24 protein-coding genes and 1 tRNA gene are annotated in these 25,814 nt (G+C 66.4%); 13 read left to right on the top strand and 12 right to left on the bottom strand.

Annotated elements, in window-relative coordinates; translation table 11 throughout:
* The first annotated feature begins 89 nt into the window (after positions 1–89).
* The 4 genes from wecB to GGQ89_RS07010 all read left to right on the top strand — a co-directional run bounded on the left by wecB (position 90) and on the right by GGQ89_RS07010 (position 3,731).
* A complete protein-coding gene (gene wecB / locus GGQ89_RS07025) occupies positions 90–1,220 on the top strand; it encodes a non-hydrolyzing UDP-N-acetylglucosamine 2-epimerase (RefSeq protein ID WP_184105194.1) in 1,131 nt (376 codons plus the stop codon).
* Positions 1,204–2,466 (top strand): UDP-N-acetyl-D-mannosamine dehydrogenase, encoded by a 1,263-nt coding sequence (gene wecC, locus GGQ89_RS07020; protein WP_184105192.1) that lies wholly within the window; start codon positions 1,204–1,206, stop codon positions 2,464–2,466. The genes wecB and wecC overlap by 17 nt, the downstream gene beginning before the upstream one ends.
* Positions 2,467–2,592: 126 nt before the next feature.
* Positions 2,593–3,297: a metallophosphoesterase family protein gene (locus tag GGQ89_RS07015; protein ID WP_240456455.1), complete on the top strand. Its 705-nt coding sequence runs from the start codon at positions 2,593–2,595 to the stop codon at positions 3,295–3,297.
* A 161-nt stretch (positions 3,298–3,458) separates the two neighbouring features.
* Complete coding sequence (locus tag GGQ89_RS07010; protein ID WP_237243540.1) at positions 3,459–3,731, top strand: hypothetical protein; 273 nt, start codon at positions 3,459–3,461, stop codon at positions 3,729–3,731.
* Between the two features lie 742 nt (positions 3,732–4,473).
* On the opposite strand, the gene GGQ89_RS07005 is transcribed toward GGQ89_RS07010, so the two are convergent.
* The gene (locus GGQ89_RS07005; RefSeq protein WP_056429956.1) at positions 4,474–5,049 is read right to left on the bottom strand and encodes an FKBP-type peptidyl-prolyl cis-trans isomerase; all 576 of its coding nucleotides are present in this window, start codon (positions 5,047–5,049) and stop codon (positions 4,474–4,476) included.
* Positions 5,050–5,193: 144 nt separating this feature from the next.
* The gene (gene rpsU / locus GGQ89_RS07000; RefSeq protein ID WP_007404630.1) at positions 5,194–5,400 is read right to left on the bottom strand and encodes a 30S ribosomal protein S21; all 207 of its coding nucleotides are present in this window, start codon (positions 5,398–5,400) and stop codon (positions 5,194–5,196) included.
* Between the two features lie 370 nt (positions 5,401–5,770).
* Here rpsU and cysS point away from each other — a divergent pair, with 370 nt between their 5' ends.
* The gene (gene cysS / locus GGQ89_RS06995; RefSeq protein WP_240456456.1) at positions 5,771–7,243 is read left to right on the top strand and encodes a cysteine--tRNA ligase; all 1,473 of its coding nucleotides are present in this window, start codon (positions 5,771–5,773) and stop codon (positions 7,241–7,243) included.
* Positions 7,244–7,256: 13 nt separating this feature from the next.
* Here the strand turns inward: cysS and GGQ89_RS06990 are convergent, their stop codons facing one another.
* From GGQ89_RS06990 to GGQ89_RS06980, 3 genes are all read right to left on the bottom strand, one after another.
* Positions 7,257–7,571: a hypothetical protein gene (locus tag GGQ89_RS06990; RefSeq protein ID WP_056429960.1), complete on the bottom strand. Its 315-nt coding sequence runs from the start codon at positions 7,569–7,571 to the stop codon at positions 7,257–7,259.
* Positions 7,572–7,792: 221 nt separating this feature from the next.
* Entirely contained in the window at positions 7,793–9,649 is a 1,857-nt protein-coding gene (locus GGQ89_RS06985; protein ID WP_184105188.1) for a methyl-accepting chemotaxis protein, read from the bottom strand.
* 66 nt (positions 9,650–9,715) lie between these two features.
* On the bottom strand, positions 9,716–10,747 hold the full coding sequence (locus GGQ89_RS06980; protein WP_184105186.1) for a M48 family metallopeptidase: 1,032 nt from the start codon (positions 10,745–10,747) through the stop codon (positions 9,716–9,718).
* Positions 10,748–10,942: 195 nt separating this feature from the next.
* Here GGQ89_RS06980 and GGQ89_RS06975 point away from each other — a divergent pair, with 195 nt between their 5' ends.
* On the top strand, positions 10,943–12,316 hold the full coding sequence (locus tag GGQ89_RS06975) for a class II 3-deoxy-7-phosphoheptulonate synthase (protein WP_184105184.1): 1,374 nt from the start codon (positions 10,943–10,945) through the stop codon (positions 12,314–12,316).
* 123 nt (positions 12,317–12,439) lie between these two features.
* A tRNA-Glu gene (locus GGQ89_RS06970) sits at positions 12,440–12,514 on the top strand.
* Between the two features lie 157 nt (positions 12,515–12,671).
* Here the strand turns inward: GGQ89_RS06970 and GGQ89_RS06965 are convergent.
* From GGQ89_RS06965 to GGQ89_RS06950, 4 genes are all read right to left on the bottom strand, one after another.
* Positions 12,672–14,753 carry a TonB-dependent receptor domain-containing protein gene (locus GGQ89_RS06965; protein ID WP_240456457.1) on the bottom strand — a complete coding sequence of 694 codons (2,082 nt, stop codon included), beginning with the start codon at positions 14,751–14,753 and terminating at the stop codon, positions 12,672–12,674.
* 219 nt (positions 14,754–14,972) lie between these two features.
* Positions 14,973–16,091, bottom strand: coding sequence for an acyltransferase family protein (locus tag GGQ89_RS06960; RefSeq protein ID WP_184105180.1), 1,119 nt, complete (start codon positions 16,089–16,091; stop codon positions 14,973–14,975).
* Entirely contained in the window at positions 16,088–16,639 is a 552-nt protein-coding gene (locus GGQ89_RS06955; RefSeq protein WP_184105178.1) for a sugar O-acetyltransferase, read from the bottom strand. Before GGQ89_RS06955 ends, GGQ89_RS06960 begins: the two co-directional genes overlap by 4 nt.
* Positions 16,640–16,641: 2 nt before the next feature.
* Positions 16,642–17,328, bottom strand: a complete 687-nt coding sequence (locus tag GGQ89_RS06950) for a DUF1349 domain-containing protein (RefSeq protein WP_184105176.1) — start codon at positions 17,326–17,328, stop codon at positions 16,642–16,644.
* A 98-nt stretch (positions 17,329–17,426) separates the two neighbouring features.
* Here GGQ89_RS06950 and GGQ89_RS06945 point away from each other — a divergent pair, with 98 nt between their 5' ends.
* Genes GGQ89_RS06945 through GGQ89_RS06935 form a run of 3 tightly spaced genes read left to right on the top strand, consistent with a single transcriptional unit; the run spans position 17,427 to position 19,137 of the window.
* Positions 17,427–17,984: a TetR/AcrR family transcriptional regulator gene (locus GGQ89_RS06945; RefSeq protein ID WP_184105174.1), complete on the top strand. Its 558-nt coding sequence runs from the start codon at positions 17,427–17,429 to the stop codon at positions 17,982–17,984.
* Between the two features lie 60 nt (positions 17,985–18,044).
* Positions 18,045–18,833 (top strand): SDR family oxidoreductase, encoded by a 789-nt coding sequence (locus GGQ89_RS06940; protein WP_184105172.1) that lies wholly within the window; start codon positions 18,045–18,047, stop codon positions 18,831–18,833.
* 37 nt (positions 18,834–18,870) lie between these two features.
* Positions 18,871–19,137: a hypothetical protein gene (locus GGQ89_RS06935; protein WP_058745025.1), complete on the top strand. Its 267-nt coding sequence runs from the start codon at positions 18,871–18,873 to the stop codon at positions 19,135–19,137.
* 119 nt (positions 19,138–19,256) lie between these two features.
* Here GGQ89_RS06935 and GGQ89_RS06930 read toward each other — a convergent pair whose 3' ends face one another.
* A complete protein-coding gene (locus GGQ89_RS06930; RefSeq protein ID WP_184105170.1) occupies positions 19,257–20,102 on the bottom strand; it encodes a fumarylacetoacetate hydrolase family protein in 846 nt (281 codons plus the stop codon).
* 180 nt (positions 20,103–20,282) lie between these two features.
* Positions 20,283–21,296 carry an SMP-30/gluconolactonase/LRE family protein gene (locus tag GGQ89_RS06925; RefSeq protein ID WP_184105168.1) on the bottom strand — a complete coding sequence of 338 codons (1,014 nt, stop codon included), beginning with the start codon at positions 21,294–21,296 and terminating at the stop codon, positions 20,283–20,285.
* A gap of 115 nt (positions 21,297–21,411) precedes the next feature.
* Between GGQ89_RS06925 and GGQ89_RS06920 the strand changes: the two genes are divergently transcribed.
* Genes GGQ89_RS06920 through GGQ89_RS06910 form a run of 3 tightly spaced genes read left to right on the top strand, consistent with a single transcriptional unit; the run spans position 21,412 to position 24,285 of the window.
* On the top strand, positions 21,412–22,491 hold the full coding sequence (locus GGQ89_RS06920) for a PLP-dependent cysteine synthase family protein (RefSeq protein ID WP_244955765.1): 1,080 nt from the start codon (positions 21,412–21,414) through the stop codon (positions 22,489–22,491).
* Between the two features lie 44 nt (positions 22,492–22,535).
* Complete coding sequence (locus GGQ89_RS06915; RefSeq protein ID WP_184105164.1) at positions 22,536–23,507, top strand: 2-hydroxyacid dehydrogenase; 972 nt, start codon at positions 22,536–22,538, stop codon at positions 23,505–23,507.
* Positions 23,497–24,285 carry a kinase gene (locus GGQ89_RS06910; protein WP_184105162.1) on the top strand — a complete coding sequence of 263 codons (789 nt, stop codon included), beginning with the start codon at positions 23,497–23,499 and terminating at the stop codon, positions 24,283–24,285. The genes GGQ89_RS06915 and GGQ89_RS06910 overlap by 11 nt, the downstream gene beginning before the upstream one ends.
* A 1-nt stretch (position 24,286) precedes the next feature.
* Here the strand turns inward: GGQ89_RS06910 and GGQ89_RS06905 are convergent, their stop codons facing one another.
* Positions 24,287–25,774 carry a sensor histidine kinase gene (locus GGQ89_RS06905; RefSeq protein WP_184105160.1) on the bottom strand — a complete coding sequence of 496 codons (1,488 nt, stop codon included), beginning with the start codon at positions 25,772–25,774 and terminating at the stop codon, positions 24,287–24,289.
* Positions 25,775–25,814 lie beyond the last annotated feature (40 nt).

The following is a 25,814-nucleotide window of genomic DNA, read 5'->3' as shown; positions in this document are numbered from 1 at the left end:
CTCTAGCCGCATCGTGCAGCGCAACATAGCCTCGCGCCAGCGGGATGCGGTTAGGATGTCCTTAAAAGCGACAGGTTACGAATCGCACGATGACGCGCCCCCCGATCCTCATCATCTTCGGCACAAGGCCGGAAGCGATCAAACTGTTCCCTGTTGTCAGGGTCTTGCGTGATTCGGGTGCGGTGCCGGTCCGGGTCTGCGTGACCGCGCAGCATCGCGGGATGCTGGACCAGGTGCTGGATATCGCCGGGCTCGTCCCCGATCACGATCTGGACCTGATGGAACCGGGCCAGTCGCTCGACCGGCTGACCGCGCGGCTGCTGACCGGGCTGGGCGAGGTGATGGATAGCGAGCGTCCTGCCATGGTCGTCGTGCAGGGCGATACCGCGACCGCCATGGCCGGTGCGCTGGCCGCCTATTACCGCAAGATCCCGGTCGCCCATGTCGAGGCGGGGCTGCGCTCGGGCAATATCTATCAGCCCTGGCCCGAAGAGGTGAACCGGCGGATGATCGCGCCGATCGCCGAACTGCACTTCGCGCCGACCGAAACCGCCGCCGCCGCCCTGCGCGCCGAGGGGATCGCTCCGGCCCGGGTCCATGTGACGGGCAACAGCGTGATCGATGCCCTCCACTGGACCAAGGCGCGGATCGCCGCCGATCCGATGCTCGCGTCGGGCCTCGATCCCGTACTGGCGCGGCTGGCGGGCAAGCGGATCCTGCTGGTCACGACCCATCGGCGCGAGAATTTCGGCGACGGCATGGCCGCGATCGCCCGTGCGCTGCGCCGGATCGCCGAGCGGGAGGATGTCGGCATCCTCTTCCCGATGCACCCCAACCCCAATGTCGTGGCGGTGATGGACGAGATATTGGGCGATCATCCCGCCATCGCGCGCATCGCGCCGCTCGATTATCCGCAATTCGTTCGTGCGCTGGACGCCGCGCATATCGTGCTGACCGACTCGGGCGGCGTGCAGGAGGAAGCCCCCGCGCTCGGCAAGCCGGTGCTCGTCATGCGCGAGACGACCGAACGTCCCGAAGGCGTGGCGGCGGGCACGGCCCGGCTGATCGGCACCGACGAGGACCGGATCGCCGCGGAAGTCTTCGCGTTGCTCGACGATACAGACCGTTATGCCGCCATGGCGCGCGCGCACAACCCGTTCGGCGCAGGGAATACCGCCGAGCAGATCAACAGGATCATGACCCATGCCCTTGGACTCTGAACTCTCGGTCACGGTGATGGGGCTGGGCTATATCGGCCTGCCCACCGCTGCGATCATCGCGCGGACTGGCGCGATGGTGACCGGGGTCGACGTCACCCCCTCGGTCGTCGAGACGATCAATTCGGGCCGCGTCCATATCGAGGAGGTCGATCTGGACGGCCTGGTGTCGGGCGTGGTCGCGCGCGGCAGCCTGAAAGCCTCGCTGACCGTCGCCCCGGCCGATGTCTTCGTCATCGCGGTGCCGACTCCCTTCACCGAGGATCGCCAGCCCGACATCACCTTCGTCCTCGATGCCGCACGAGCGATCGCGCCGGTGCTGAAGACCGGCGACACGGTGATCCTGGAGTCGACGTCGCCCGTCGGCACGACCGAGCAGGTCCGCGACCTGATCGCGCGCGAACGGCCTGACCTGAAGCTTCCGGGCGCCACCCGCCCCGGCGAGCAGGCCGATCTCGCCATCGCCTATTGCCCGGAACGCGTTTTGCCGGGGCGTATCCTGGTCGAGCTGATCGACAACGACCGCGTCATCGGCGGCATCACGCCGCGCTGCGCGCGCAAGGCTTTGGCCTTTTACCGGCGTTTCGTGCGCGGCGCGTGCGTCACCACCACCGCGCGCGCGGCCGAGATGACCAAGCTGACCGAGAACGCCTTTCGTGACGTCAACATCGCCTTCGCCAATGAACTCAGCCTGGTGGCGGACACGTTGGGGGTCGATGTGTGGGAGGTGATCCGGCTGGCCAATCGCCATCCGCGCGTCAACATCCTGTCGCCCGGTCCCGGCGTCGGCGGACATTGTATCGCGGTCGATCCCTGGTTCCTGGTCGCGGCCGACCCAGCCAACACGCCGCTGATCCGCACCGCGCGTGAAGTGAACGACGGCAAGACCGACCATATCATCGCCCGCGCCGCCGCGATGATCGAGGCGCAGGACGGGCCGGTCGCCTGTCTGGGCCTCGCCTTCAAGGCCAATATCGACGACTTCCGCGAAAGCCCCGCGCTGAAGGTCGCGGCCGCCCTTGCCGCCCGGTTCGGCGAGCGCGTCCATATCGTCGAGCCCTATGCCGCCACCCTGCCCCGCGCCTTTGACGGGACGGGCGCACGGCTGATCGATATCGACACCGCGCTGGAAACTTGCGAGGCGATGATCGTTCTGGTTGACCACGACATTTTCCGATCCGTCCCGCTCAACGAGCGTCGGGGCAAGACCGTTCTGGACACGCGCGGGCTATGGCCTGACCAGAGTTGAGGCCCACGTCGCATTGCGCGAGCGCATGGTCGGGACTAAGCACAACCGCCTATAGCGGATATCAGACCATCCATGCTTGCCAAGCTGTTGAATCTACGAAAGCGCGTTCCTGATTTCGTACCCGCCATGGTGCCCGGTCTTCGGGTCTATGCCATCGGCGATATCCATGGACGACTGGACCTGCTCGACGCCATCCTGACCCGGATCGAGGTGGATCACGCCGCACGCCCGCCCGCCGAACGCCACATCATCTTCCTCGGCGACCTGGTCGATCGCGGCCCCGATTCGGCCGGAGTCGTGGAGCGCATCCGCCAGCTTGGCGCCAGCGATCGCCGCGTCCACTGCCTGATGGGCAATCATGAGGAGATTTTCCTCCGCGCGATCGATGGCGACGACAAGGCGCTGCGCCTCTTCTGCCGAATCGGCGGGCGCGAGACGATGCTAAGCTACGGCGTCTCGAGCGAAGATTATGAGCGGCTCGATTACAACGAGGTCGCCGAACGGTTGAAGGCCGTGGTGCCGCATGAGCATCAGTTGTTCCTGTCGAACCTGAAGGAGATCATGGTTCTGGGCGACTATGCCTTCGTGCATGCGGGAATCCGTCCCGGTATTCCGATCGCCGAACAGAAGCTGACCGAAACGCGCTGGATTCGCGATCCTTTTCTGGATCACCGCGCGCCTTTGGAGAAGATGGTCGTGCATGGCCATACGGTCGCCGAAGAGGCAGAAATTCTGCCGCATCGCATCGGAATCGACACGGGTGCCTATCAGAGCGACCGACTGACCGCGCTAATGCTGGAAGATCAGGCACGAGAGATTTTTTCCACCTGACGTCTCTTTACTGAGCCGAAACGTTTGCGGGGGCATTCCGTTGAGCGGTAAAGCAACGTATAGCCGCAAAGCGGTAAAGTAATGTTGCATTGCCGCATCAGTGTGGGAGCATAACTGCCCCATACCCGTTGGTGGGGTTGCCTTGGGACGGCTTGCGTGCCATGGGCCTGCTGACATTTTTAAGGGAGTTAGACATGCGTCTTGGGAAGTTTCTCGTCGCCGCTGCCGCCGTTTCGATGACCGTTGCTCCGGCAATGGCTGCGAACCCGGCTGCCAGCCTTTCGGTTTCGAAGTCGGTCCGCGCGTCGGCTCCGGCTGCCAAGAAGAACGGCCTGGCCGGCGGTGGCATCCTCGTCGCCGTTCTGGCGGCTGCTGCCGTCGTCGCCGGCATCGTTGTTGTTGCCGACTCGGACGACTCGGCCGACAGCAACTAAGTTGCTTCAGCCTCACGGCTGAAAGGAATAGCGGCCTTCGGGCCGCTATTTTTTTGTCTGGTGAGGATGGGGTGCGTTTGCCTCATCGGTGAGATACGGCCCAATATGCAAGACTGGCATATCGGGACCGCCGACGCTCCTACCGACGCATGGTCGGCCTTGACCTACGCATTCAACACTGAACGGATATGATGATTTGCTAATTAAGCGCGTTGGGCATCAGCGCATAGCTGGGTGCAGGAGTTGTCTGGGGCGGATGAAGCATCAGGGTTGTCGTCAAGCATGCTCCCTCACTGACGCCTTGCATGAGACTCAAGCCATCGGTTAGCTTCTTACAGACGCGATGACTTGGCCTTGATGGGAGTAAGCCTCTCCCTTTCAGGGATAGATCAGGGTAGAACCTCCCCATGAGCGCTGGTCATATGCCCCCCTGCCCGCGCGACGCAGACGATCGAGCCTGATTACTGTCATCTCCCTCACAGAATAAGCGGGATCGGCGGTAAAAACCCCGGTAGGAACCGCCACAACCTTCGCCGAATCGAGCGTACGGGGCGAATATCCGGCTATTGCAGCAAGCCCTCTAAGGCCAAACCCTGGAGATGCACACCGGTTGTGGGCGACATCGTCGCTCGCCTGGCATGCCGTGGCCCCAGGTCAAGCCTGAAACGCAAAATCGCCGGAACCCTGTGGGGCTCCGGCGATCTCGATCCGATTGGAAACGCTTGGGGTTCAGTATGTGCCCTTAGCGGGGCGACGGTGCGCCGGGAGCACCGCCGGGCATCCCGCCAGGACCACCGGCGCCGCCCATCATGGACTGCTGCGCCTGCATCTGGCGCAGGACCGATTCGGGGATGAAGTCGATCATCTCGACATCGAACACCAGCTCCGAATTGGCCGGGATCGGGCCGTTCGCATGGTCGCCATAGCCGAGCTTGGCAGGCAGCCAGAAACGATACTTCGAACCCTTGGGCATCAGCTTCAGCGCTTCGGCAAAGCCGGGCAGCACGCTCGACAGCGGCATCGGGGTCGGCTGCTTCGAGGCGTCGAAGACGGTGCCGTCGATCAGGCGGCCGGTATAGTTGACCAGCGCCACGTCGGTCGCGGTCGGATGCGCCCCGCCCTGACCGGGCTCGATCACCTTGTACTGAAGACCAGACGCAGTCGTCGTGACGCCGGCGCCGCGCGCCTCCCGCACCAGGGCGGCATCGCCCTGACGCGCCAGCAAGGCAGCGGCGATCACGGCCGCCACCACCGCAACCCATATCCAGACCAGATAGGAACGCCGGACGGGACGAAGGGGAACAGCGGTTACGGACATGCCTGTTTCTCGCTCTGTGCGTGGGCGTTCAGGGAATGCGGCGCTCGAAGCGCAGGCCGATTCGCCTCATGCGATTCGGCCAGTGCCGGGCCGCGCCGCCCCCTCCGCCAGATGCGAAAGGGTCACGGCCGCCCGGCGAGACGCTTACCGTGCGCCGTCGCGCTCGGCGCGCTTGCGCTCCAGCTTGCGGGCACGACGCACGGCCGCGGCACGCTCACGAGCGCGCTTTTCCGAGGGCTTCTCGTAGTGGCGACGGAGCTTCATTTCGCGATACACGCCTTCCCGCTGCAGCTTCTTCTTGAGCGCGCGAAGGGCCTGATCCACATTGTTGTCGCGAACGATGATCTGCATAAAAACGAATTGCTCCGGCAAAACAGGATAAAGCGGCCGCAGAACAACTGTGGCCGCATCGTCGGGCGCTCCTAGCAGCGCGGTCGTCCGATTACAACCCGTTGGATCGCAAATCGCTCTGCCGCACAGCATCCTCCGCTCGGCGCCGAAGTGCCGGATATGAACGCGCTTGTCATGTGGCGGCCATGCTGCGGTGATCCCCCGCCCCCTAGAAGCCTCGCTGTCCGGCTAACTCCCGTATGCCGGGCACCCTGACATGTTCATGGGCCTTTCAGGCTCAGGAACGAAACGGCACGGTGCCTCCCCTGTCACCGCGTCAGCCCCGGTCCGGTACCCGCCGGACCGGGGCCTCTTTCAGGCCGGAGCCGACATGGCTAAGGCAAGCGCCATGACCGTCCCCGCTTCCCCCGCCACGCCGCTGACCCTGTACAACAGCCTGACCCGCATGGCCGAGACGTTCCGGCCGATCGATCCGGCCAATGTGCGCGTCTATTCCTGCGGGCCGACGGTCTACAACTATGCGCATATCGGCAATCTGCGCGCCTATGTCTTCACCGACACGCTGTCGCGCGTGCTGCGGTGGAAGGGCTGGCCCCTCACCCACATCATCAACATCACCGATGTCGGCCATCTGACCTCGGACGCCGATGCGGGCGACGACAAGATGGAGGCCGCCGCTAAGAAGAGTGGCCAAGACATCTGGGCGATCGCCGCGCATTACACCGACGCCTTCAAGCGCAACCTGAAGGATCTGGGCATTGCCGAGCCCACCCGCTTCCCGCTGGCGACCGAGCATGTCCCGCAGATGATCGACTTCGCCAAGGCGATCGAGGCGAAGCATTGCTACCGCCTGCCCGACGGCCTGTATTTCGACGTGACGACCGTACCGGATTATGGCCGCCTCGCCCGGCACCAGGATGACGAGGGCGAGAGCCGCATCGATCCGGTCGCGGGCAAGCGCCATCCGGCCGACTTCGCCATCTGGCGCGCCTCCGCGCCGGGCGAGAATCGCCTGATGGAATGGGACAGCCCCTGGGGTCCGGGCGCGCCGGGCTGGCATCTGGAATGCTCGGTGATGAGCAAGCAGTATCTGGGTGCGCAGTTCGACATCCATACCGGCGGCATCGACCACCGCGAGATTCATCACCCGAACGAAATCGCCCAGAATCAGGCGCATAACTGCACCCCCGACAGTGGCGCCAATATCTGGATGCACAATAATTTCCTGGTCGACCGCACCGGCAAGATGTCCAAGTCGTCGGGCGAGTTCCTGACGCTCCAGGCGCTGATGGATCGCGGTTTCCACCCGCTCGCCTATCGCCTGATGTGCCTCCAGGCGCATTACCGGTCGGAAATGGAGTTCGGCTGGGATGGCCTGGCGGCCGCACAGGTGCGGCTCAAGCGCCTCGTCCAGACGGTCGAGGGGCTTCGCGCCCGCGCCGATGCGCCCGAGAAGGGCGATGCGGCCTCCTATCGCGAGCGGCTGGACGCCGTGCTGTCCGACGATCTGGCGACGCCCCGCGCGCTGCCGGTGCTGGACGAAATGCTGGGCGACAAGAAGCTGTCGCCGGGCGTGCGACTCGCCGCGCTGGCCGATTTCGATGCGACATTGGGGCTGCAACTGACGACGCTGACCCGCGCCGACCTGCGCACCCGGCCCAGGACCGCGACCCTGGACGAGTCGGAGATCGAGGCGAAACTGGTCGAGCGTCGCGCGGCGCGGGCGGACAAGGATTTCGCTAAGAGCGACGCGATTCGCGATACGCTGCTCGCCGCCGGGGTCGAGGTGATGGACGGCGACCCGCTGGGCTGGGACTGGAAGCCGGTGCTGCCGGAGGGTTAAGCCCTCCGCCGGTTCAACGCCGTCCGCGCGGGGATCGCATCCTCAGGCCGATGAACAGCACGGTCGGCCAGAACATCGTGTTGGCGATGTCGCCCAGCGTGTCGGTCCAGCGCCACGACCCGTAATGCAGCCGGTCAAGGATCTCGTTCGCCGCCTCGGCCAGCGCGACGCAGGCGAGCGGGATCGGCGTGGCCAGCGACTTTCGAGTCAGGATGCGCGCCAGGAACAGCACCGCCATGCCTGCATGAACGTGCAACAGGCTGTCGGCCATGCCGGTGCCGTCACCGATCCACTGAATGAAATCGGCATAGCGTTGGGGAATATCCATGGCCGCCGCTTGCCCCGGCAGGACGCGACTTACAATCCCCGCGCCGCATGGGGCCCCTGCCCCGCGTTGAAATGCACGAAGGCCCGCAACCTGTCGGGTGGGATCGTGGACCTATCAGGTTGCCCCGCTTTCTTCCCTCTCCCCTCTATGAGGGGCGAGGGAAGAAGGGCACGGTCGAATGCCAATCGGTTCTCTAGCCATGCGGCGATGTCAGTGGGCGATCAGAAGCTGCTCCAGTCGTCGTCATCCTGCTTCACCGCAAGATTGCCCTGGACCGGGCTCGGTACACGGCGCACCGGGGCGGGCGCGCGGCGCATGGGAGCGACCGACGCGGCCGGTGCCATCACCGTCTCGTCGACGCGGAAGCGGTTGACCTGCTCCTCCAGCGCACGGGCTTCGGCGGACAGCGCGCGGACGGCGGCGGTCACTTCCTCGACCATCGCGGCATTGGCCTGGGTCACGCCGTCCATGTCGTTGATCGCCAGATTGACCTGCTGGATGCTCGTCGCCTGTTCAGACGCCCCGCCCGCGATCGATTCGACCAGCCCGCTGATGTCATGCATGCCCGTAGCAATCAGGCGCAGCGACTCGTCGGTCTTGTTGGCCAGTTCCACGCCGCTGCGCACCCGCTCGACCGTGGTCGTGATGCGGGCGCTGATGTCGCGCGCCGCTTCGGCCGAGCGTTCCGCGAGCGCACGCACTTCCGAGGCGACGACGGCAAAGCCCTTGCCCGCATCGCCCGCCCGCGCCGCCTCGACGCCCGCGTTCAGCGCCAGCAGGTTCGTCTGAAAGGACAGGCCGTCGATCACCGCGATGATCTCGGCAATTTCGTTGGACGAACGTTCGATATCCCCGATCGCGGAGACGGTGCGGCGGACGATCGCCTCGCTATTGGCGACGTCGCTGCTCGCCTTGCGGACGATGCCCTCGGCAGACTGGGCCTTGGTCGCCGCCGCCGTCACCGACTGGGCGATCTCGTTCATCGCGGCCGAGGTTTCCTCGATGCTCGCCGCCTGCTGCTCGGCGCGACGGGCCAGGTCGTCGGCGGCTTCGTTCATCTCCACCGCGCCGCTGCTGATCCCGGCGGCATTGACCCGTACCGCGCCCAGCGAGCCCGACAGACGCGAGACGGCCGTGTTGAAGTCCCGCTCGATCGCCGCATAGGAAGGCGGGAAACCCGAAAGCCGGGCCGTCAGGTCCGAGTCGGCCAACTGGCCCAGCGCGCCGCCGATCCGGTCGACCACCTCATTCTGCTCGGCATCCGCCCGCGCCTTGGCGACGGCCGCGTCACGGAAGACGACGACGGCGCGCGACATGCTGCCCAATTCGTCGCCCCGGTCGGCATCGGGGACGGCGATATCGTTGCGGCCGCGCGACAAGGCTTCCATGATCCCGGTCAGCCGGACGATCGGCCGCCCCAGCGCACGCGACAACAGCATCGCCATCGCCGCCGCGACACCGATCATCACCACCGCCCCGATGGCCAGGCTCCATTGCCCGGTCAGCAGCGCCGTCTTCCGTGCGGCCCGCACGCTCTTCAATTCCGCGACGGTCTGCGCCCGGACATCGCGCAGCGCCTGAAGGACCGAGGTGACCCGAACCCGCTCGCTATTGTCGCGAAGCCATTGCTGCGCGCCCTCGCGGTCGGTGCGACTGCGCTCGATCAGCGGATCACCGATCGTGCGGCGCCATTCCTGCATATGCTCGTGCGACCGGGCGACCTCCGCGCGGGCCTTCGGATCATTGTCCAGCAGCGCGTCGAGCTTGGACGCGGACTGTATCTCGGTCGCGCGCGACTCGAAATACTGCTTCAGATAGGCTTCGTCGGAGGTGATCAGGAAGCCGCGCATCTGGCTGTTTTCGCGCTGGACCCCGCCCTCCATCTCCAGCGTATAGCCATAGATGTCCTGGGCATGGCTGCTTTCCGTCGTCGTCGCCTGAATGCGGGCAAACGCCCACCACAGCACGCCGATCATGACGAACACCGTCATGATGACGAGCGCGAAGGACAGGCCGATCTTCTTCGGTATGGGCAAGGATGAAAGCATGGCGATTCCCGACACGTCGCGGGCTGTCATGCCGGCGATTTCGATCGGGCATAGGCCCCAACTGCAAACGGTTGGTTAAATGCCTACACTTCCAACCTATTGTAATGCCGTCCCTGTTCGATCGAGTAGAGGCGGGCGATAGGGCGTCGGCGCACCCGCCGGGATGGCCGCGATCTCGGCCGCGACGGCATCGGCCCGCGCTGAGGAGGACGGGTGCGTGCGGCTGCGAAAGATGCCGCCATCGACCTCGCCGCCATGCTCGCGCCAGAAGCGCACGGCATCCTGCGGATCGTAACCCGCGTTGCGCATCAGGTTGACGCCCAGCAGGTCCGCCTCCGTTTCGGTCTGGCGGAACAGCCGCCCGTTGCGCCCGAATTCCGACAGGATGCCGCGCTTCACGCCCGCTGCGTCCAGCCGGTCGCGATGGTGCAGGATGTTGTGCGAGAATTCATGCGCGACGACGACCGCGATCATCCGGTCGTCGAACCGCTCGAAGAAGCGCGATCCGATCTGGACGATATCGCCGTCCGCCGATGCGGTCAGTCCCGGCCCCATCAGCATCTCGAAACGCGATCGGCAACCGGGCTGGGCCGCTACCGTCACGTCCCGCTTCTGACCATGGCGCAGCAGGGTCAGGCGCAGCGGCCGGTCGGCGGGCTCCGCGGCGATCTGGCGCTGCGCGGCATCGCGGGTCGCGGTGTTCCCCTGCGACGCACCCGCCGGATTGACCGTGAAGGGCTTGCCGTTGACCGCCTCGATCGTGTCGTCCGCCTGCACCCCGGCCTTGGCCGCCGCGCTGCCCGGCACCACCGCCTCGACCGCGACCGGCCCCTCGAAGCCGAAGATCGCGGGCAGGTCCTTGCGCACCCCCGGGTCGTACTGGTCGATCGCATGGATCACGATGCCGGGGGTCGGTGCCCGGTCGGGACAGATCGCGGCGTTGGCCGTCGCCAGCTTCCACGCGATCGTCGCCAGCCGCAGATCGGCGTCCCGCATCGCCCCGAACAAGGCGGTGTCGTCGGTCTTCTCGACCGACACCAAGGGGGCTGCAGGCGCCTGGTCCGGCACCGACAGCAGGAAGGCGGACAGGGCGACGACCGCCGACGACAGGATGGAGGCACGCGACATCGCGCCTCCGCTACCGCCTCTGCCCCGAATCCGCAAAGCCGGTCGCCGCAATCGGCCACCGTTCGGCGCAAACTCGTATCAGGCGCAACAAAGCACGCGACTTGGGGGCCTCAAACGCCAACTTCATTGCGTATGGGGTCAAATCGGCGCATGGGCGATGCTCGAAACCAAAGAAGACGAAAGAGCAGGACGATCATGGCCGCGAACTGGGCCCCCGACAGCTGGACCAACGCCGAAGCGCGCCAGCTTCCCCGCTATCCCGACCAGAATGCGCTGGACGCCGCGACCAAGACGCTGGCGACCTATCCGCCGCTGGTCTTTGCGGGCGAGGCGCGCAGCCTGACCGCCGAACTGGCCGAGGTGGCCGAGGGCCGGGGTTTCCTGCTCCAGGGTGGCGATTGCGCCGAGAGCTTTGCCGAGCATAGCGCGAACAACATTCGCGACACGTTCCGCGTCATCCTGCAGATGGCGGTCGTCCTGACCTTCGCCTCGAAGCTGCCGGTGGTGAAGCTGGGTCGCATGGCGGGCCAGTTCGCCAAGCCGCGCTCGGCCGATACCGAGGTCGTGGGGGGCGTGGAACTGCCCAGCTATCGTGGCGACAATGTCAACGACATCGCCTTCACCGCCGAAGCACGGATTCCCGATCCCCAGCGTATGCTGCGTTCCTATGCGCAGTCGGCGGCGACGCTGAACCTGCTGCGCGCCTTTGCGCAGGGCGGTTACGCCAATCTGCACCAGGTGCACCGCTGGACCCATGACTTCATGGGCCGCAGCCCCTGGGCGCAGAAGTATAGCGAGATGGCCGACCGGATCGGCGAGGCGCTGGACTTCATGGCTGCGTGCGGCATCGACCCGGCGTCGGTGCCCCAGTTGGCGCAGACCAGCTTCTACACCAGCCATGAAGCGCTGTTGCTGCCCTATGAGCAGGCACTGACCCGTCAGGACTCGCTGACCGGCGACTGGTACGACACCTCGGCCCATTTCCTGTGGATCGGCGACCGCACCCGGTTCGAGGGTTCGTCGCATGTCGAGTTCCTGCGCGGCATCGGCAACCCGATCGGCGTAAAGTGCGGCCCCAGCCTGGAGCCCGAGGCGCTGCTCCGCATGCTCGACACGCTGAACCCGGGCCGCGTGCCCGGCCGCATGACGCTTATCACCCGCTATGGCCATGACAAGATCGAGGCGCATCTGCCCAAGCTCGTCCGTGCGGTGACGCGCGAGGGGCATCCGGTGGTCTGGTCCTGCGACCCGATGCACGGCAACACGATCAAGGCGGCGACCGGCTACAAGACCCGCCCCTTCGACCGCATCCTGGCCGAAGTGCGCGGCTTCTTCGCCGTCCACCGCGCCGAGGGCACCCATGCGGGCGGCATCCATGCCGAGATGACCGGCCAGAACGTCACCGAGTGCACCGGCGGTGCGATCGACGTGACCGAGCAGTCGCTGGCCGACCGCTACCACACCCATTGCGACCCGCGCCTCAATGCGGGCCAGAGCCTGGAGCTGGCCTTCCTGCTGGCCGAAATGCTGAACGAGGAAATGGCCGAGCGCCGTAAGGACGCCGCCTGATCGATACCGGAAAGGGGCGGGACGACACCATGTCGCCCCGCCCCTTTCACTTTTATCAAGGTTTCGGCGGCGAAGCGCTTGACGCCTCACCCCACCCCCGCTAATAGCGCCCCTCCACTGCACGGCCCCTTCGTCTAGCGGTTAGGACGTCGCCCTCTCACGGCGAAAACACGAGTTCGATTCTCGTAGGGGTCACCACTTCGGCGATATGTCGCGAAGTTCGATGAACGCGGTGGAAATCATAAAATCGTGGAAAGCTGATCGGTCTGCGACTTGGGTCGTGCCGACCTTCAGATACGCCCATTCCCCCCTGTCCAGGGGAGAATGGGGTGCAACGAACGTCGATCGCCGCCCGTCAGAAATCGACATTGGCCGATAGCCACAACCGGCGGCCTTCTTGGTTGATCGCATAGGCGGGCGTGAAGATGGTGTTCGCGCCACTGCGATAGGATTCATACACGGCATAATCGGTGTCGAAGATGTTGTAGATCGCCGCCGACAGGCGGAATGCGTCCGTCACCTGGTAGGCGCCGCCGATGTGGAACAGCTCGTAACCGCGGAAATCGCCGAGCGCGCGTTGCTGGTCGTTGTTGCCGCGATACCGCCTCGACCGGATTTCGGCGCGGGTCCACAGGTTCGCCTTGTCCGTCACCTTCCACCGCAGATTGCCGTTCAGCATGTGCTTGGGAATACCGATCAGCGGTCGCCCCTGGTCCGCGCCGCTCAGCTGCTCGGTTTCGGTATAGGTGTAGTTGGCGGTCAGCGAGACGGCGCGGCTGAACGCGATCTTGCCCGCCGCCTCGATGCCGCGTGCCCGCGCCTTGTCGATGTTCACCGATTGGCTGAACAGGTCGACCGCCGGGAACGGTCCGACGTCGAGGCAGTTCGGCCGGTTCGGATTGCCGGCAAACCGACAGTTGGGAATGCCCGGTCCGGCGGCGATCTTGTCGGTGAAGTCGTTGTTGAACAGCGTGACGTTGCCGCTGAACAGGCCCTTGTCGTCATAATAGACACCGGCTTCATAGCTGGTGCTTGTTTCGGGAACGAGGTTCGGCGTGCCGAGCAGCGGCGTGCGCCCCTGATTGCCGAAACCGATAATCCCCTCGGCGATCTGTTCGACGCGCGGCGTCTTGAAACCACGACTTACGCCGCCCTTCACGGTCAGCGCGTCGTTGATGTTCCACACCGCATAGGCGCGCGGCGACCATTTGTTGCCGAAGGTCGAGTGATCGTCATAGCGCACCCCGCCGGTCAGGTTGAAACCCTCGGTCAGGGTCACGGTCGCTTCGGCGAACCCGGCCCATTGGGTGAAGGCGAAGGGCTCGGGCGCGACACCCTCGACCATGCGCGCACGCCAATATTGGCCACCCAGGGTGAAGGCGACCGGCCCCTGCTTGCCTGCGAACCGGGAGTCGACGATGTCGTTGCGCGCCTGCAACTCGCGCGGGCTGCCCGGCACCTTGCCCGGCGTGCCTCGGGGGATCAGGCGACCGATCGTCTCGGTTTCGTTGCGGGTCAGGGTAGTGTCGAGCGTGCCCAGCCCGGTCCGCCAGCTATGCGCGACGACATAGTTGGAGCGGTTGAACCGCTGCTCCGGCGCATAGCCGCCCGACCCCAGCGTGCCGAGCCGCCCTTCGCTATTGTCATAGCTTTGCGTGTTCCGGTCATATTCGATCCACAGATCGTGATCGGTATGCGGCGTCAGCGACAGGCGGCCGCCATAGTTATAGATGTCGGAGCGCACCGGATTGCGGCCGAGCGTCAGCGCCGGATCGCCGGGGATCGGGATGTCCGAACCTTCGCGGTGGAACACGCTGCCCCGCAACGTCAGGCCGAGCAGGTTGCGGATCACCGGCCCCTGCGCAAAGCCGTTCACCGACTGGATGTTGCCGAACCGGTCATCCCCCTGCACCGTGCTTTCGGCGGTGGCGGTGCCGACCCAGTGGCTGCCGACCTTGCGGGTGATGATGTTGATGACCCCGCCCATCGCATCCGACCCGTAAAGCGTCGACATCGGCCCGCGCACGACCTCTATCCGGTCGATCGCCGAGAAGGGCGGCAGGAAGCTGGTGGCGGTTTCGCCGAAGCCGTTGGGCGTGACTCCGCCCGGCGCATTCTGGCGACGCCCGTCGAGCAGGATCAGGGTATAGTCGCTGGGCATGCCACGGATGGAGATGTTCAACCCGCCGGTCTTGCCCGCCTCGCCGCCAACATCGATGCCCTGCACGTCCTGCAACGCCTCCGCCAGACTGCCGAACCGCTTTTCCTCCAGGTTCGCGCGGTCGAGCACCGTGATGCTTGCCGGGGCCTCGATGATGCGCTGCTCGTAACCGGCTGCGGTCACGACCACTTCATGGCCTGCCGCCGTATCGCCCGTGTCGCTGGTCCCCGCCTGCGTCTGCGCGCCCGCCGGAGCGATCGCCACGGCCCATGCCATGGCCAATGCCGAAACCGCTGCCCCCATTCGTACCACCATTACGCCCCCTGTTACTCTTGCGAGTGATTAGCATTCGCGGGCCGACTGCGATATTGGGGTGTCCATGGTCAACCCGGACGGGGAGGCAGACAAGAAATGTAATGGTGTGGAAACGTAATGACGGCGGCGACACGGTAGGACGTGGCCCACCGCCCCAAGCGGAGTTGCGCCGATCCGCCTTCAGCAACCCTGCGTGCCGAAAGGCGGATTACGCCATGCGGCCCAGCGTGCGCGGACCGGCACGTCCCAAAAGCGCCACGCCGCCGCCGCGAAGGCCAGCGTGAACAGATAGAGCGAAACCGCGACCAGCGCCGTCTTGCTGTCCGTTTCCGGACCGTTCGCCACCCAGTTCATATAGACATACACGAACGGATAATGGGTGATGTACAGCGGATAGGACAATCGCCCCGCCGCCTTGCACAAGCGCAGCGTGGTGGCGCTGCCCGCCGAATGCCGCCCGGCGATCAGGATCAGCGGGAACAGGATCAGCACGCAGAATGCCTGATACACGCCGTTCCACTTCACCCCGCCGACTTCGGGCAGAACGGGCGCGGCGAACAACAGCAACAGGATCAAGCTGAGCGGCAGGAACCCCAGCCGCAGGCGCGGCAAATGGTCGCCCAGACGGTAGAGGATCAGCCCGGCCAGGAACGGATAGGCCAGACGCACCGGCGCGCCCCAGAAATTGTGCAGCCCCCAGCCGGTGTCATAGGACCCCAGCGTCAGTGCGGTCGCGGCCGACGCAATCGCCGCAAGTCCTGCCAACGCGACCAGCGCCCGCAGGCCCAGGCGGCGCAGGACCAGGGCATAGGCCAGATTGGCGATATATTCCTGCAAGAGCGTCCAGGCGGGCGCATTCAGCGGATGGCTGTCCCCCAGCCGATTGGGCAGCGGCGCAGAGGGCAAGGCAAGCAGCGCCGCGACAAAGGCCAGCCCCACCAGCCATGGCGACGCGTCCTGCCGCTCCCCGGCAAAGGGATCGAGCAGGTAACTCGCCAATCCCAATATCGCACCCAGCACGACCAGCGGATGCAGCCGGACGAGACGCCGCGCCAGAAAGCCCCTGACACGCATCTCGCCCCAGCGGTCGTCATAGGCATAGCCGACGACGAAACCCGACAGTGCGAAAAAGAAATCCACCGCCAGATAGGCATGGGGCAGCAACAGCCGGTCCGCCTCGAACAACACGGTGATGCCCTGGATATGGAACGCCACCACCAACAGCGCCGCCGTACCCCTCAGGCCGTCCAGCACCTCGAAATGCGGTTTGCCCCGCCGGGTGGTGTCGGGCGTCGTCATCGGGCGAGGCCGCGCGCCGGGTTGCCGGCCACCGTCTGCCCCGGCGCCACGTCGCGCGTCACCACGCTGCCCGCGCCGATGATGGCATCGTCGCCGATCGTCACCCCCGGCAGGATCAGCGCGCCGCCGCCGATCCAGACATTGGCGCCGATGCGGATCGGTCGTCCGCACTCCCACCCCTGCGCCCGAAGCGCCGGATCGCGCGGGTGGTCGGCGGTCAGGATCTGGACGCTCGGCCCGATCTGGGTCCCTGCGCCGATTTCGACCCGCGCCACGTCCAGGATCACGCAGGCAAAGTTCAGGAAGACCCGCTCGCCCAGCATGATGTTATAGCCATAATCGCAGTGAAAGGGCGGCCGGACCACCGCCCCCGCCCCCACCCGCCCCAGCCCTTCGGTCAGCAGCGCGTGCCGATCGGCGGCATCCTGGCCAAGCGAGCCGTTGTAGCGGACCATCCACGCCGCCGCGCGGGCGGCATCCGCCGCCAGCTCGGGATCGTCGGCGATGTACAATTCGCCCGTCAGCATCCTCTGTTTCTGACTGGTCATGCTCAACTCAGATCGTGCAGGTCTTTGCCGAGCGGCGCGGTGATGCGCAGGTCGGAGAAGCGCACCTCCAGCCCTTCCCGCTCGGGCGTACAGGCCATCGGCCCGACCCGATAGCCTGGCGCGACCGGAAACGGCGCCAGCCGAACCAGCGGCCAGTGCTTGCCGTCCGCCGATACCTGCAGGCGCAGCACGCCCTTGGCGACCGTCGCGCGCATCCAGAAATCGACCGCATCGCCCTCATAGGGGCCGGTCGCCCAGTCCGAACGGCCATCGGTCAGCACGCTGCTCAGCATCGCACGGCCGTCGGACAGCTCGATTCCCGCCTTCACCCAGCGGCGTTCGTCGACGCGGACCATGATCCCCGCCTGATCGTACAGCTTGTCATAGCGCCCCCGGATACGCAGCTGCGCGGTGAAGGCGTCACCGGTCGGGAAGCCCAGGAAATGGCCGCTGTCGCGGGTGAAGCCATAATGGGTTTCGCGCCAGAAATCGGTTCCGCGATCGGTGGTCATCACCAGATCGCCATTTGCCTCCGCCCGCCAGACCTTGGGCGCATTCAGCCAGACGCCGTCCTTTCGCCCCAGCACGGCCGCCCCGACCGGAGTCCCCGCCGCCATCGTTATCTGGGGCACGGTCAACACGACCGCACTGCCCAGGATCGTGCGGCGGGACAATTGCGGTTCGTCCATGGTTCTTCTTTCCCGTTTCGCGCTACGGCAGAGCCGTTTGCTGACTTTCTCGACAGCATGTGTACATTTGTACATATTCGATGCAACGGAGTTTTTGCATGGCCGACCGATCCGCGCGACGAAACGACCCGGAGCGTCGGCAACGGATCATCGCCGCCGCGCTGGAGGTGATCGCGGAACATGGCGTGCCCGCCACCACCCATCGCCGGATCGCGGCGGCGGCGGGCGTGCCGCTGGGTTCGGTCACCTATTATTTCACCTCGCTGGAGGCGTTGCTGACCGATGCCTTCACGCAACTGGCGGAGGAATCATCGCACGCCTTCGCCACGCGCATGGCCCAGGCCCGGAGCCGCGGCGATGCGCGCGAGGCGATCATCGACATCATCGCAGGGTCGGTCTGGGCCGAACCGCGCACGCTGCTGCTCAGTTACGAACTCTATGCCTTTGCCGCGCGCCATCCTTCGGTCTCGACCGTCATGCAGGGGTGGATGAACAATAGCCGCGCCGCGCTGGAGCGGTTCTTCGATCCGCTGACCGCCCGGGCGCTCGATGCGCTGGTCGAGGGGATCGGCATCCACAACTCGATCGATCCCGCCCCCCTGGACCGAAATGCGATCAGCGACATCGTGCATCGGATCACCGGCGACGCGGCGTGAACGAAAGCCGGTCGCGATCATTGTGCGGAGGATCATTCCACCCGACCCGGAGACGCATCGATGAAGACCAGCGGCAACACGATCCTGATGACGGGCGGCGGCAGCGGTATCGGCGAGGCGCTGGCCCATCGTTTCCATGACCGGGGCGACACCGTCATCATCGCCGGGCGTCGTCGCGAGGCGCTGGAAAAGGCGGCGGAAGGGCGCGAGCGCATCCATGTCGTCACGCTGGATGTCGAGGATGCGGCGGCGGTCGACGCCTTCGCCAGGCAGATCGTCGCCGACTTCCCCACGCTGAACGTGCTGTTCAACAACGCAGGCATCATGAAGTTCGAGGATCTGACCGGCCACCGCGACCTGGCCGATGCCGAGGCGACGCTGACCACCAATATCCTGGGTCCGATCCGGCTGACCAATGCGCTGATCGACCATCTGATCCAGCAGCCCGACGCCGCGATCGTCAACGTGACCTCGGGCCTGGCCTTCGTGCCGCTGGTCGCCGCACCGACCTATTCGGCGACCAAGGCGGCGATCCATTCCTACACCGTGTCGCTGCGCACCCAGCTGGAGGGCAAGGTCGAGGTGATCGAACTGGCCCCGCCGGGCGTGCGGACCGACCTGACGCCGGGCCAGGCGCATCGGCCGGGCTATGTGCCGCTCCAGGATTTTGCCGATGCGGTCGCGGCGCAGTTCGCGCAGACCCCGACGCCCTCGGAAATCCTGGTCGACGAGGTGCGCCCGTTCCGCATGGCCGAACGCGAGGGCAAGTTCGACGAGACGCTGAAGACCCTGACGAAGCGCGCCGCCGAGCAGCGTGCGGCGGGCGACCGGATTCAGTCGGGCAACTGAGGCTTGGGAACGGGCGGCTGGTCGGCTATGGACGGCCATGGATTTCGACCAGTTGCTCGTCCGCTTCTTCGGCACCGAAGAGATTGCCGACCTCACCCCCGAACAGCTCGGCGCCGGGATCGACCGGCTGCGCGTGCAGTTCGGGCTGGAGCGCGACAGCGGCCGCCGCTTCGCGCTGTGGTGCCTGGCCTATATGATCGGCGTCGCGCCCGACATCGACGAAGCCTTTGACGACGAGGAAGACCGTGAAGCCGCACGCGACTTCATGGATAGCGTCGATAGCGAGATCGACGCCGAGGATTGATCGGCCATTAGCCCCTCCCCTTCAGGGGAGGGGTTGGGGTGGGGCCTTTCAACCGGCACGGCGCTTACGGAAGCGCCCCACCCCCGGCCCCTCCCCTGAAGGGGAGGGGTGATCCAGGTTCAGCCCGCCGCGACCATGCGCTGCGTCTGTTCGCCCAGTTTCTCGACACCCAGCTTCACCGTCTGGCCCGCGCGCAGATAGACCGGCGGCTTCTGGCCCAGACCGACGCCCTCGGGCGTGCCGGTCGAGATGATGTCGCCCGGCTCCAGCGTGCAGAACTGGCTGACATAGGATACCAGTTCGGCCACGGTGAAGATCATGTCGGCGGTGCTGCTGTCCTGATAGCGCTTGCCGTCGACCTCCAGCCACAGGCGCAGATTCTGCGGATCGCCCACCTCGTCCGCCGTGACCAGCCACGGGCCGGTCGGGCCGAACGTGTCGCAGCCCTTGCCCTTGTCCCAGGTGCCGCCGCGTTCCATCTGGAACGCACGCTCCGACACGTCATGCACGACGCAATAGCCCGCGACATGCGACAGCGCCTCGGCTTCCGTCAGGTAGCGGCCGCGCGTGCCGATCACGACACCCAGTTCGACTTCCCAGTCGGTCTTTTCCGATCCACGCGGGATTTCGACGTCATCGTTCGGGCCGACCACGGCGCTGCTCCACTTGCCGAACACGACGGGCTCGGCCGGGATGGGCAGATTGCTCTCGGCGGCGTGCGCGCGATAGTTCAGGCCGATGCAGATGAACTTGCCGGGACGTGCGACGCACGAGCCCAGGCGCGGATTGCCATCGACGACGGGCAACGTATCGGGATCGAGCGCGGCGATCTCCGCCAGACCCTGCGGCGTCAGCCGGTCGCCCGCCAGATCGCCCAGCGCCTCAGGCAGCGCCCGGATGCGGCCCTGATCGTCCAGCAGCCCGGCCCGCTCGCGGTTCATTTCGCCATAACGCAACAACTTCATCGATCCGTCTCCTTATGCGTGACGCCGCCACGCAGCGTGACGGCCATGAATCTTGCGCAGCACCCGGTCGGGCGCGAACGGCCAAAGCGGACCGCGCCATGCCCTCTTCCCTACCGGCTCGTTCCTTTTAGCGCTATCAGTGTCGCGTCCCGACATCCCGGCCCATAACCGATCCGCCGATCAGCCTTGCCAGCCGGGACGGAGCGCGATGCGCAGGATGCGGTCGTTCGCGGCCATGAACAGCGCGCGGCCCGCCTCGCCGAACGCGCAATTGGCGATGGGCGCCCCTTGCTCGATCAGGCCCAGCGGCTCGGCCTCGGGGGTCATCAGCATCATGCCGCCGGGGACGGAGCAGACCAGCGTGCCGTCGCGCGCGACCTTCATCCCGTCGGGCAGGCCAGCCCCTCCGGCCGCCAGCATCGCACGCGCATCGAGCAGCGTCCGGCGATTGCCGACCTGCCCGCGCGCATCGACGTCATAGACCATGATCGCGGGTGCCGCCTCATCCGACACCGACACATAAAGCCGTCGTTCGTCGGGTGACAGCGCGATGCCGTTGGGGCGGGTCAGCGTGCCGTCAATCAGGTCGACACTGCCATCGGGCCGCCGCCGATAGACGCCATTGACCGCCTGCTCTTTCAGCGGCGATGTATCCCCATCCTTGAAACCATAAGGCGGGTCGGTGAACCAGATCGCACCGTCCTTCGCGACGTGCAGGTCGTTGGGGCTGCTGAGCCGCTTGCCCGCATAACGATCGGCCAGCACGGTGCGGCGACCGGTCTTCAGGTCCACCCGGTCGATGGTCCGCCCGCCGCTATTGGCGATCAGCAGCGCGCCTTTGGCATCCAGCGCCAGCCCGTTGGCGCCGGGTTCGCGGACCAGCGCCGGATCGGTTCCCGCCGCGCCGGAGGGGTTCAGCACCACCGACACGCCCCGCCCCCGCTCCCAGCGGCGAACGATATTGGCGGGCGGATCGGCGAACAGCAGATAGTCTCCGCCCGGCACCCAGACCGGCCCCTCCGCCCAGCGTATGCCGGTGGCGATCACTTCCGGTTCGGTGCCCGGCGCGATCATCCGGTCGAGCCCCGGCGACAGGCGACGAAGGCGCGGCGTCGTCTCCGCCGCGTCGGCAAGGGTGGGGGCCGCGACCAGAGCGAGACCGGCGGCAAGGACGGAGCGGCGAGAGGCGATCATGGGGCCAGCATGGGCCAAGCCATCCTCGCCCGCAAGCGGCGGCGCGGACACGCTATCTTTCCCAAACCGGCCATTCGCGACTAAGAGCCGCGCGATGGGGACCAATGGGGCAAGCATGACTGTCGAGCGGAGCAAGGCCGATCTGTGCGCGTGGCGCATGGAAGCGATAAGACGGATCGAGGCGGACTATAACCGTTCGGCCGATACGCACCTGATCCGGGTCGACCTGCCGCGCTATCCGGGGATCACGCTCTATCTGAAGGACGAGAGCAGCCACCCGACCGGCAGCCTGAAGCATCGGCTGGCGCGCTCGCTGTTCCTGTACGCGCTGTGCAATGGCTGGATCGGGCCGGATACATGCGTCATCGAGTCGTCCTCCGGCTCGACGGCGGTGAGCGAAGCCTATTTCGCCAAGATGCTGGGCCTGCGCTTTATCGCGGTGGTCCCCGCCTCGACCGCTGCGCCCAAGCTGGATGCGATCCGTTTCCATGGCGGCGAGATCCACACGGTCGACGATCCGCGCACCGTGTACGACGTCTCCAACGCACTCGCGGCGAAGACGGGCGGTCATTATCTCGACCAGTTCACCTATGCCGAGCGGGCGACCGACTGGCGCGGCAACAATAACATCGCCGAGAGCATCTTTGCGCAGATGTCGGCGGAGGAATATCCCGTCCCCGAATGGATCGTCTGCGGCGCGGGAACGGGCGGCACCTCGGCGACGATCGGGCGGTACATCGCCTATCAGCGGCACGGCACCCGGCTCTGCGTCGCGGACCCGGTCCATTCGGTCTTCCACCGGCACTTCGCCGACCGCCGGGCGCTGTCACTGCCCGAGGGTTGCGGCAGTTGCATCGAGGGGATCGGGCGTCCGCGTGTCGAGCCCAGCTTCATCCCCTCCGTGATCGACCGGATGATCGCGGTCGAGGACGCCGCCAGCATCGGTGCGATGCGCGCGCTGTCGGCGCGGCTGGGACGGCGGGTCGGCGGGTCGACCGGCACAAACCTGATCGCCTGCGCCACGCTGATCGCCGAAATGGCGGCGGCGGGGGAGCGCGGCTCGATCGTCACTTTGCTCTGCGACGGGGGCGAGCGATATGGCTGCACCTATTATGACGATGCGTGGCTGGACGCGCGCGGCATCGACTGGCGGCCCCATGCCGCGCAAATGGCGGCGCTGCTTGCCGGCGACTGATCGGGCAGGTGCGGGGCGAACGAGGCGGAGGAGGAGCGATCATCATGACGGACAGGCTCAAATTGCTCGTGACCCGCCGCCTGCCGGACGATGTCGAACGGCATCTGTCCGAAAGCTGGGACACGACGCTCAGCGCCGACGACCGACCGCTGGATCACGACGCGCTGGCCAGGGCGATGACCGAATATGACGCCTGGATGCCGACGATCACCGACCGGATCGATGCCGATCTGATCGCGACGCCGGGCCGCCGGGTCCGCATCCTCGCCAATTACGGAGCGGGGGTCGATCATATCGATCTGGCCGCTGCGCGCGCCGCCGGGCTGGTCGTGACCAACACACCCGATGTGTTGACCGAGGCGACGGCGGAGATCGCGATCCTCCTGATGCTGATGACCGCACGCCGGGCGGGCGAAGGCGAACGCGAGTTGCGCAGCGGCGCATGGACCGGCTGGCGCCCTTCGCACCTGATCGGACAGGGGCTGTCGGGCAAGACGCTGGGGCTGGTCGGTTTCGGCCGCATCGCGCAGGCGACGGCGGCCAAAGCGCGCGGGCTGGGGACGCGGGTGCGCTATGCCAGCCGCTCCCCCGCCGCGCCCGAGGTGGAACGCATGCTTGACGCCACGCGGGCGGAATCGCTCGAAGCCCTGGCAGCGGAATGCGATATCCTGTCGCTACACGTTCCCGGCGGCGACGCGACCCGGCACATGATCGATGCCGCCCTGTTAGCCCGGATGAAGCCCCATGCGATCGTCGTGAACACCGCGCGCGGGCCGGTGATCGACGAAGGCGCGCTGGTCGAGGCGCTGGATCAGGGGCGGATCGGCGGCGTCGGGCTGGACGTCTATGAACACGAGCCCAAGGTGCATCCGGGCCTGCTGGCGCATCCGCGTGCCGTCCTGCTGCCGCATCTGGGCAGCGCCACCATCGAGGCGCGAACCGCGATGGGCATGCGCGCGGCGGCCAATCTCGCCGCCTTTGCTCGCGGCGAGGAACCGGCCGATCATGTCGCCTGAAACGGCCATCGCGACGCTGGTCGCGGATCGGCTGGCGCGGCGGCGGGCGGGTGACCCGCCGCTAATCCTGGGGCTGTGCGGGGCGCAGGGAAGCGGCAAGTCGACCATCGCCGCGCGGCTGGCGAAGCAGGTCGAGCGCAGCGCAATCCTGTCGCTCGACGATCTCTACCTCACCCGTGCCGAACGGCAGAGGATGGCGCGCGCAGTGCATCCGCTGTTCGCGACACGCGGCGTGCCGGGCACGCATGACGTGGCGCTGGGGGTCGAGACGATCGCGGCGATCGCGCGGGGCGAGGCCGTTTCCCTGCCGCGCTTCGACAAGGCGATCGACGACCGCGCGCCGCAATCGACCTGGCCCCTCGCGCCGGAGGGATGCGAGTTGCTGATCTTCGAGGGCTGGTGCGTCGGCGCGCGGGCAGAGGACGAGGCCGCACTGATCGCACCGCTCAACGCACTGGAAGCATTGGAGGATGCCGACGGGATCTGGCGGCGACATGGGAACACCGCGCTGGCGACCGACTATCCGCGCTTGTTCGCCCCCATCAATGCGCTGATGCTGATGATTCCGCCCGATTGGTCCACCGTCCTGCGCTGGCGCACCCAGCAGGAGGAGGCGCTGCGCCGCACGCACGGCTCCGGTGCGGGTGTGATGGACGATGCGCAGCTTGCCCGCTTCGTTAGCCATTATGAACGGCTGACCCGCCACATATGGGCTGAAATGCCCGGCCGCGCCGATCTGTGCCTGATGCTGGCGGAGGATCGCACCCTGGCGGCATGACCTAGGCCGCCGTCGCAACCTCGTCGCCGTTCGCCGAACCGCGCTCGTCGGCACCGACCGTGGTCGATACGGGGATGGCAATGGTGCAATGCACGCCGTCCTCGCCCAGGCGGTACGTCGTCCGCGCGCCCAGCTGATAGGGAAGCGCGCGCTCGATCAGTTCGCGCCCCTGTCCCGTGCCCGTGGGCCATGCCCCTTCGGGCATCCGCACGCCGCTTTCGCGCCAGTCGATGTGCAGCCAGGGCTTGCCATTCGGCCCTTCCGCCTGAAGCGCCCAGCTGATCGCCAGCCGTCCCCCGCCCTGCCCCAGCGCGCCATATTTCATGGCATTGGTCGCCAGCTCATGGATCGCCATGGCCAGCGTATTGACGGTCGAGGAGCGCAGCCGCACACCCGTCGGGCCTCTCAGCGTCACCGCATCGGCCCTCCCGTCCATCGCGATCAGTTCGGCATGGAGCAGTCCGTCGAACGTCACCCGGTCCTGCTCGTTCAGCCGGGACAACAGCCCCTGCACCCGCGACAGCGCGTCGAGCCGGTCATCAAACCGCGCCCGGAAATCGGGCAGGCTGGTCGAGCCACGCGCCGTATTCTCCGCGATCGAACGGACCACGCCCAGCAAATTGCTGGTGCGATGCTGCAGTTCGGCGATCAGCACGCGCTGCAACGCCTCGCTCCGGCGCAGCGCCTCGTCCGCCTTGCGCCGCTCGGACAGGTCGGCCGTCACGACCAGCAGCCGGTCGGGCTGGCCGTCCCCCTTGGGCAGGACCGACAGCGTACTACTCGCCCAGACCAGCGAGCCGTCTGGGCGCGAATAGCGCTTGTCCAGGGTCGCCGGACGGCCGGTGGACACCGCTTCCTCGATCGCCACGAGGCTGGGCGGCAGGTCGTCGGGATGCGTCACATCGGGCACGCGCAAGTGCAGCACCGCCTCGCGCGAACGGCCCAGAATGCGGCACAGCTCGTCATTCACGCGCAGGAAGCGTCCGTCGAGCGACAGGACCGACAGACCAATCGGCGCGGTGGCGAAGATCGCCGCCAGCTGTCCTTCGGTCTCGGCCAGCTTGACCTTCACCACTTCTTCGCGAAGTCGAACGACCTCGGCCTGCGATTCCTTCCATTCGGTGATGTCACGCGTGGTGGTGGCGACACCGTCGCCCAGCTTCACGACCGTCTGGAAGAACCAGCCGTCGAACTGCTCATGGACATAATGACGCTCGGCCTGTTCGGGCAGACCGGTTTCGGTCACCCGGCAAAAGGTGTCGAAAATACCCTCTTCGATGACGCCGGGATTGCGCTGCAACAGGCTTTCGCCGCGCACCTCGCCATATTTGCGTTCGGACGTGTGGTTGTTCAGCACCCAGCGGAAATCGACGATGCCGCCCGCCTCGTCGCGGATCGCCTCGAACACCTGGATCATGTCGGTCGACGCGTCCATCGTCGCCTGCAGCAATTCGTGGCTGGGCTGGAACTCGACATGTCGTCCGTGCATCGCTCGCTCATCCTTCCCGATCCGGGATGGCAGCCGCTCC

It is taken from the genome of Sphingomonas yabuuchiae, from assembly GCF_014199595.1.
Taxonomy (GTDB): domain Bacteria; phylum Pseudomonadota; class Alphaproteobacteria; order Sphingomonadales; family Sphingomonadaceae; genus Sphingomonas; species Sphingomonas yabuuchiae.
The sequence above is the reverse complement of the archived record's forward strand: the minus strand, read 5'-3'. Positions and strand labels throughout refer to the sequence as shown.